This window comes from Roseibium sp. (assembly GCF_025698965.1).
Classification (GTDB): Bacteria; Pseudomonadota; Alphaproteobacteria; order Rhizobiales; family Stappiaceae; genus Roseibium.
On sequence record NZ_JAILWL010000296.1, the window covers coordinates 1 to 8,224 of the forward strand.

Sequence of the window (8,224 nt, forward strand, 5' to 3'; positions counted from 1 at the left end):
TCCGCGATCCTGGCGGCGCGCTCTGGCATCAAAGAGAGAAGAGCTTCCGAAAAGCCGTGAGATCTTTCGCCGTATCCTTGAAGGAAAACCTGGAATCCGCACTCTTGCTCGGTCTGAACTTTGTAGTTCCGGTCAATGTTGTAGCTGTTTGTTTCGCCATCTATCAGAAGATGATCCGTCAGCCCCTCCAATAAGGGGTGCACGCATGGGCGGTCATAGCCCGTGGCAAGGATCGTGACATCTGCGGCGACTTCAAAACACGAACCATCTGTCATGTCTCGCATTATCGCCACAGAACGGTCTGAGCCTTCTTCTGCGTCGACAATCTCCGAGAAACGATTGAACTGGAACCGGTTCACCCCATTCGCCCGGTCGTAATAGACCATCTCGTAGAGCTTTGGCAGCAAATCGATGGTCACGCCGTTATGGGTAACATGCCAATAGTCCTTGAGAATTTTCTGCCGCCACTCAGCCGACATTTCATGGAAGGCATCCACGGCCTGCGGCATGAAGAGTTCATTGACGAAATGACTGTCATCTTCAGGCCGCATGGCATAGGCGCGATGGCTCAGGACAATCTTCGCATTGGGAAATGCGCCGGCTATGTACGCGAAAGTGTCGGCGCTGGATTGTCCGGACCCAACGATATGAAACACATATTGGCCAGCCCTTTCCGGCGTGAGATCGTGAATGTGATGAAGCGTACCCGCGCTATGGATCACCCGCTGAAAGCAGCTGCGGGCACGTGGCAGTGGCCAGGCTGGAAATCCGCCATCGGCAACGATGACGGACGATGTCCTGATATCCTGCCTGGAACCGGAATTTGATGCCTCGATTGTCAGTGTCAGATCGCTACGACCAATATTGTCCGGATCGGTAGGGCGAATGTCTGCAACGCGGGTTTCAAATTGAGCAAAGGGTGCAAGCTCACCGGCGCACCATTTTACATAGTCTTCGAATTCTGTCCGGCGGGGATAAAAGCTGCGCAGGTTGATGAAATCGTGAATGCGTCCCTTCGCACTGAGGTAATTGAGAAACGTGTATTTGGACTGCGGGTTCACCATGGTGATCAGATCCTTCAGGAAGGAGATCTGCATGGTTGCTTCCGGATACATGAGGCCGGGATGCCAATCAGGTTCGCGCCGGTCGTCGAAGAATACGTGTCCGGAGTTGCGGCCGATTGCCCCGCGCTCCTCCAATGCAATTGCAAGTGAGATATTCGACGGACCAAAGCCAACGCCGACAGAAGTAAAACTTGTCATGAAACTATCCTTGAGCTTGCGCAAACGCATCTTCGGGGGCGACTGATCCACCGCCCCTCGTCCGGTCAGAGTCCAGTCGCTATTCAGACAGGTACGCAGCCACTTCAGCCGCATTCTCCGCAGGGTTTTCAACCGGATAGAAAACTTTCCGGACTTTTCCGTCCTCAACGACAAGCGTAAGACGAGACAAAAGCGTCATGCCTCCAGCTTCAAACCTTGGCAGGCCGAGTGCGTCAGCGAGCTTCAATTCAGCATCTGAAAGAATTTCAAACGGCAGGTTCAGGCGCTCGACGACTTCTGCCTGGTAGTCGCTGTTTTGTGTCGACAGCCCGAAGACCCTCAAGGCACCGGCCTGAAGGATCGCATCATGTTGCTCTGCAAACCCCTTGGACTGCGGAGTACAGCCGCGCGCGCCAGGTATCTGGTCCCAACCTTCGATCGGCGGCTGGTTTGGCGGACTTGTACGAGGATAGGCATAAACAACCGTAATGCCTTCAAGGGAAGACAAGTCGGCCGCAGTCCCATCGGTCGCGGTCAGTGTGAGTTCAGGCACCGGCTTTCCGGTCAACGTCTCAACGAATTCATTCTCAGTCATATCGTACTCCTGCAACATTCGAGCGATATGACTTAACCAAACAACTCAGAGCTTCAATTTTTTCGAAAAACAATTTCGCCGGTTAAATTTCTCTCCAACAACCTGAAATTAAACCGAATTCTTTTTTCAATTCTCTATTAAATTGAATCGTTGATAGCCTTTCAACGTTTAAGCGAAAATCCTCATGCTCGGATTTTTCAAACCGATAAGTTCCCACGTGCACTCTTTCCCGCACACCACCTGCCACCGGAAGTGTTGCCAAGGTGTACCAATTGCCAAGAAGCAAACGCCGGGGTCTGCGCCGAAATTCACTTTCTCATCTTGCCGGTGAGCCGCATTCGTGGTCCGCTCCAGTTCTGCTGAACGGTTCGTCAGAATCGTGCGACTGGTCTGTAACGGGAAGGATGCATGCGGGATCTGCGCATATGTTTCGTGGGCGACAGCTATATCAACGGCACCGGGGATGAACACTGCCTCGGTTGGATCGGCCGCCTGTGCAGGAAGCGATTTAACCGGAGTTTCCAGATGACATACTACGATCTCGGCATCCGGGGTGCGACGACTGATGACATTCTGGACCGATGGAGAAGCGAATGCGATAAACGCTTCACCGATGGAGCCGACAATCGCATCGTGTTTCAGTTCGGAATCAACGACGTTGCAATCGTGACGGACCTTGGGCGCAGGGTTGAGGAAGAAACCTCGGTCAACAATGCCGTATTGATGGTTCGTGAGGCGGCGGAAAACTGGCCCGTTCTGTGGGTCGGGCTGCCACCGGCAAACGTTGCCTGTTCGCCTATGCATCCAAGCCCGGGCCTGGAAATAGACTTCTCCCAAAGCACTGCCGGTTCGCTCAACAGGCGCTTCATCATGACGGCGGCGAAACTTGGTGTGCCTTATCTGGATATCCAGTCACCGCTGCTCGCCAATCAGGACTATATGGACAGTCTGACACGGGGTGACCAGATGCATTGCAGCGGGTCCGGTTATGCGATCATGGCTGACCTTGTCGACAAGTGGGTCGGCTGGTCCGCCTGGTTCGAACCAGAAATTCCTGATCCAGGCGGCTCCTGAAAGGCTTAACCGGTGATCGCCTTCAATTCCAGGAAGTCTTCCAAACCGAACTCGCCAAACTCACGCCCATTGCCTGATTGTTTGTATCCACCAAAGGGAACATCCCAATCGGGACTGGCACCATTGATATAGACACTTCCCGCTCGCAGTTTCCGGGAGACACGCTTTGCTCGGATTGCGTCGCCTGTCTGGATATAGGCAGCCAGGCCATAAGGCGTGTCGTTGGCCAGTTCAATGGCCTCTTCTTCCGTTTCGAAGGGAATTATCACCAGCACTGGACCGAAAATCTCTTGCCGGGCGACATGCGCCTGATTGGTCACATCGGCAAAGATCGTCGGTCGAACATAGTAGCCCGTTTCAAATCCCGCCGGCTTTCCGGCACCGCCACTCACAACACGGGCGCCATCGGCAATTCCGCGCTCGATATGTCCCTGGATCCGCTCATATTGCAGTTCGCTGATCACCGGACCGATATGAGCGCCTTCTTGCGACGGATCGCCTACCTTGACTTCGCTGGCAATCGATCCTGCAAGTGCAACGACATTTTCATAAACGCTACGCTCCACGAATAGGCGTGTCGGAGCATCGCAGGACTGGCCGGAGTTTGAAAAGCAGCTTTCAACGGAGAAGCGCACGGCTGTTTCCAGATCCGCATCGGCGAAGAGCAGGTTCGGTGATTTGCCACCAAGTTCCAGAGCCACCCGCTTGACCGTTTCTGCGGAATTGCGGCTGACCGAAATCCCTGCCCTGGTCGACCCTGTAAAGGACATCATGTCGATGTCCGGATGCCGCGACAAGGCTTCACCGACGCCAGGGCCGTCGCCATTTACCAGATTGAACACCCCGGCCGGGCAACCGGCCTCATGAAGGATTTCCGCAAAAAGCAGACCGGAAAGTGGCGCGATTTCACTTGGTTTGAGCACCATTGTGCAGCCAGCCGCAAGTGCAGGCGCCACTTTGGCCGCAATCTGGTTAATCGGCCAGTTCCAGGGCGTGATCAATCCGCAAATGCCGATTGGCTCCTCCCTGAGCAGACTACCGCCGCGCGGACTCGGTCGCTCGAACTGATGCGCCTTGAGCGCCTCCAGCGTTGCCTGAAGGTGCCCCGTACCGGACGGTGTCTGCTGTTCGCGGGCAAAGTCGATCGGAGCTCCCATTTCAAGAGAAATAGCGAGGTCCATCTCGGTCGAGCGTCGCTCATATACCTCAATGATCCGCTCAAGCAGCGCGCACCTGTCCTCGACACTTGTGACCGACCACGTTTCAAATGCGTCATTGGCAGCGGCGACGGCGCGGTCCACATCAACAGTGTTGCCAAGTGAAATCACGGCAACTGGTTCCTCTGTTGCCGGATTGATGACGTGCAGATCTCTTGCCTCCTCAGGCTTGACCCACTCACCGCCAATATAGAACTCCCGCTTTTCAATCATTCGCCTGACACCTCTACTCTGCCGCTACCTGGGGCCGCTCGATCGGTACCACTTCATATCCGGGTTCCTCTGGCTCGTCATCCAGCATCTCCGCGGGGAAACCCGGTGCCTGAATATTCAGCCCGGTCGCCTCTTCAAGTCGCCTGATGATATTCGGCGAAAGCTCACGCGGACCGAAGCGCTCAATGGCATCCGCAAATATCTGGTTCAACAAGGGCGAGAGTTCGAGTGGCACATCGTGGGCCTCGGCAATACTCTGGAACAGTCCGATATCCTTGGCAACCAGATCCATCGTGAAGGATATATCGCGTGAGCCGTTCAAGATGACCTGACTTTCCGTTTCATGAACAAACGACGTGCCCGACGAAATGCGGATTGCCTCGTAAGACGTATTGAGATCCATGCCCGCCGCCTTGCAGGTCACTAGAGCTTCCGCCAGCGACACAAGGTTTGCCGTTGCCAGGTAATTGGTCACCACTTTCAGGATTGCTGCTGAACCGATGTCCCCGGTATGCAGCACACGGCGCCCCAGAACAGTCAGGAACGGCAAGGCTTTTTCAAAGGTTTCCCGCGTGCAACCGGCAAAGATGGAAATATTGCCGGTAGCTGCCCTGTGACACCCGCCCGATACCGGGCATTCGATTGCTTCTGCACCTCGGGAAATCACCAGGCCGGCGAGACGTCTGGTTTCGCCGGCATCCGTCGTCGACATTTCCGCCCAGATCTTTCCCGGACCGATTCCTTCAAGAACGCCCTCAGGCCCTTCAACAACAGCCGCACAGGCTGCCGGGCTCGGCAGACAGGTGATGACCACATCACAAGTCTCGGCCAGGTGTTTCGGGCTGGTTCCGCGCCCGGCTCCTCTTTCAACGAAACCATCGACCAGGTCCTGATCCAGATCGTGGACAGTCAGCTCGTAGCCGTTTCGCAAAATACTTCCGGCCAGTTTGCCGCCCACATTGCCAAGACCGATGAAACCCACGCGCATGATGAACGTCCTCCCGAATGCGACTTGAACAGAAGATCACTGTGCGCCTGGCAAAAAAGAAAGAGAAACTATATAATCTATGGACATTACATGATTTTTTTTATGAATTGGGCAGCATGGCATCACTCCCTAATCTTCTCTGGCTCCGAAGCTTCGAAGCTGCCAGTCGCCTGGGCAGTTTTACAGCAGCCGGGGCAGAACTTGGCCTGACACAGGCGGCCGTCAGCAATCACATAAGCGCACTTGAAACCCAGCTGGGTCACGTTCTTTTTGAACGAACGACCCGCAAGGTAGAGCTGACAGAAAGCGGGCGCGCTTATCTGCAGCCGGTCCGCAAGGCGTTGCAGGATCTGGCGATCTCAACCGAAGGCCTGTTCGGCAACCTTTCTTCCGGAACCGTCACCGTCCGCGCGCCGATCTCCGAAGCCGTGCTGATCATTGCTCCTGCGCTTGCGGAATTTCAGCAGGAAAATCCAGATATCAAGATCAGGCTCCTGTCGGCAATCTGGGCGGATACTGTGCTGGAAACGGGAATTGACATCGAAATCCGTCTGGGAACGGGCAATTGGTCAGGAGGTCAGGCAGAGCCTTTAGGCACAGAATACATCGTACCTGTCTGCCATCCGGATCTCGCCGGAAAATTATGCTCCGCTGCTGATCTTACGGAGCATCCCCTCATTCACATTCTGGGATTTGACGATCACTGGTCCCGTTTCTTTGAAGCGCAGGATCTGGCAGCACCTGACAAAGCCAATACGGCGACCGTTGACACATCGCTGGCGGCAGTGGAACTGGCCGCTGCGCGTGGTGGTGTCACGCTGCTTCTGGAGCGGGTCGCTACGCAGTTGGCGGCAACCGGACGCCTTGCCATTCCGCTAGAAACGAAAATTCCGTCAGGCCAAAGCCACTATCTCATCCACCGTGACAAGGCACCGAGATTAAGCCCGGCAGCCCGGTTGACTGAAAACTGGCTCAGATCCCTGTTCAGCGGTGAATGAACCGTCTTGTGATCTTTCGGAAATCTGGTCTGCTCTTTACAGGCTCACTCTGCCGCAAATAACTTCGCGGTCATTGCCAGACTGGCACCGCAAGGTTCCTCTGCCTCACCGCCCTCAACTGCGACGTCCCCTGCAGCAGGACGCAAGTTGACGAAATCATAAAGTGTCCGGTCAAGAAGATGCGAAGGTCGGGTATGGCCCAGCGCCCGAGCCATGACGCCGAGACGCCCAGGTGTTTCTCTTTCCCAGCCCTGCAGCATCCGCTTCACTTCTTCACGCTGCAATCCGTCCTGCGAGCCACACAGATTGCACGGAATGATCGGGAACTGCATGCCGTCGGAAAACTTAGCAATATCGCTTTCCGCCGAATAGGCGAGCGGACGCAACACCAAAAGGTCGCCTTCATCGTTGATCAGTTTTGGTGGCATGGAAGCCAGACGCCCCCCGTGAAAGAGGTTCATAAAGAACGTTTCAAGAATGTCGTCCCGATGGTGACCGAGCACAATCGCCTCGCACCCCTGCTCCCGTGCAACCCGGTAAAGGATCCCACGGCGCAGTCGCGAACACAGCGAACAATAGGTCCGGTGTTCCGGGATCTTGTCCGTGACAATGGAATAGGTGTCCTCGCGAACAATGAGGTGTTCAACACCATTTTCTTCGAAAAAATTCGGCAGAACTTCCGGCGGAAAACCAGGCTGCGCCTGATCAAGGTTACAGGCAATCAGTTCGACAGGCAGCAACCCGCGCCATTGCAGTTCTATCAAAACCGCAAGCAGCGTATAGCTGTCCTTGCCCCCTGAAAGGCATACCAGCCACTTGGGCCGCTTCTCCTGTGACGTCCCATCTGCCAGCATACCGAAATCACTGATGACTTCCCGCGCCTGCCGCAACAAACGCTTGCGCAGCTTCTTGAATTCAACACTCGACGGTGCATTGCGCAAAAGCGCGGGAACGTCGGTATCTGTGCTGTCGGCAATATCGTTCATGCAGCGGGCCTTGAAGCTAGCTATAGAAATCTGATCTTCGCGCTGACATAGCGGATTGTCGTTCGAACGCCAAGACTGGAACAATCTGCCAGTCTGCACTTGTCATCAAAAAAAACGTCAATACCGGATTGGCTTCAATCAACGAATGTTACTCGTCGCTCAGGCATAGTGCACGTCATTCACCAGTCTGACGGGGCTCCCGGTTTCAATCCTTCTGTCGCGAAGAGCGGTGCGCAGCCAGCTGATGATCTCCCGAACCTGTTTCGGTGGCGTTCTGCCATGCTGGTGCAACGCGTAGATCGGCGTTTTGTAAATCGGGATGACGCTGCAGATACTGTCTTCATTTACCGCCAGGACATCCGGCAGAAGTCCGATCCCCTGCCCTTCGGCGATGAAATCCCGGACACCGAGCACGGTGTTGCAGCGAACAAGTGGTGACACGCGCAGGACGGTTCCATCGCCGGTCTCATATACGACGGGATCGCCCTGCCAGTCGTTGGCAATATGCGGCCAGGTTGCCAGTTCCTCGGTAAGGGCAGGAATGCCACCTCTTTCGGCCAGAAACGAATTCGACGCAAAGAGGCTCTTGTGAAGATAGCCGATACGAGAAATATGGGCCGTCTGCGGAGCAGTGCCACCAAGCCGGATCGCCAGATCGATCTTGTGTTCAACCAGATTGATCGGGGCGTCTTCCGCAATCAGCCGGATCTTTCCTCCGCCCGTTGTCAGGAACCGCGATAACACCGGCACCAGCAGCGATTGGCAGATAACGTGGGGCGCGGTGATTTTCAGCGTCTGCTGTAAATCCGCACCTGATCTGTCGAGTGTCTCCTGCAGATCCTCCTGTACCTGCCGCAAGGATTCGCAATGCGGCAACAAGCGCGCACCCGT

General features: G+C 55.2%; 8 protein-coding genes. 2 read left to right on the forward strand and 6 right to left on the reverse strand.

The features are described from left to right. On the reverse strand, nucleotides 1-1,262 hold a 1,262-nt coding region (locus K5905_RS21280), incomplete at its 3' end, for a SidA/IucD/PvdA family monooxygenase (RefSeq protein ID WP_297587451.1). 79 nt (nucleotides 1,263-1,341) lie between these two features. After that, nucleotides 1,342-1,857 carry a peroxiredoxin gene (locus K5905_RS21285; protein ID WP_297587454.1) on the reverse strand — a complete coding sequence of 172 codons (516 nt, stop codon included), beginning with the start codon at nucleotides 1,855-1,857 and terminating at the stop codon, nucleotides 1,342-1,344. Nucleotides 1,858-2,265: 408 nt separating this feature from the next. On the opposite strand from K5905_RS21285, the gene K5905_RS21290 reads away from it, so the two are divergent. Then, a complete protein-coding gene (locus K5905_RS21290; RefSeq protein WP_297587457.1) occupies nucleotides 2,266-2,931 on the forward strand; it encodes a GDSL-type esterase/lipase family protein in 666 nt (221 codons plus the stop codon). A gap of 5 nt (nucleotides 2,932-2,936) precedes the next feature. Here the strand turns inward: K5905_RS21290 and K5905_RS21295 are convergent, their stop codons facing one another. Next, a complete protein-coding gene (locus K5905_RS21295) occupies nucleotides 2,937-4,361 on the reverse strand; it encodes an aldehyde dehydrogenase family protein (protein ID WP_297587460.1) in 1,425 nt (474 codons plus the stop codon). 13 nt (nucleotides 4,362-4,374) lie between these two features. Next, nucleotides 4,375-5,349, reverse strand: a complete 975-nt coding sequence (locus K5905_RS21300; protein ID WP_297587463.1) for an NAD(P)-dependent oxidoreductase — start codon at nucleotides 5,347-5,349, stop codon at nucleotides 4,375-4,377. A gap of 116 nt (nucleotides 5,350-5,465) precedes the next feature. Between K5905_RS21300 and K5905_RS21305 the strand changes: the two genes are divergently transcribed. Beyond that, nucleotides 5,466-6,347 carry a LysR substrate-binding domain-containing protein gene (locus K5905_RS21305; RefSeq protein WP_297587466.1) on the forward strand — a complete coding sequence of 294 codons (882 nt, stop codon included), beginning with the start codon at nucleotides 5,466-5,468 and terminating at the stop codon, nucleotides 6,345-6,347. Between the two features lie 44 nt (nucleotides 6,348-6,391). Here K5905_RS21305 and ttcA read toward each other — a convergent pair whose 3' ends face one another. After that, complete coding sequence (ttcA, locus tag K5905_RS21310) at nucleotides 6,392-7,333, reverse strand: tRNA 2-thiocytidine(32) synthetase TtcA (RefSeq protein WP_297587469.1); 942 nt, start codon at nucleotides 7,331-7,333, stop codon at nucleotides 6,392-6,394. A gap of 159 nt (nucleotides 7,334-7,492) precedes the next feature. Next, a partial coding sequence (locus tag K5905_RS21315) for a LysR substrate-binding domain-containing protein (protein WP_297587472.1) occupies nucleotides 7,493-8,224 on the reverse strand: 732 nt, incomplete at its 5' end.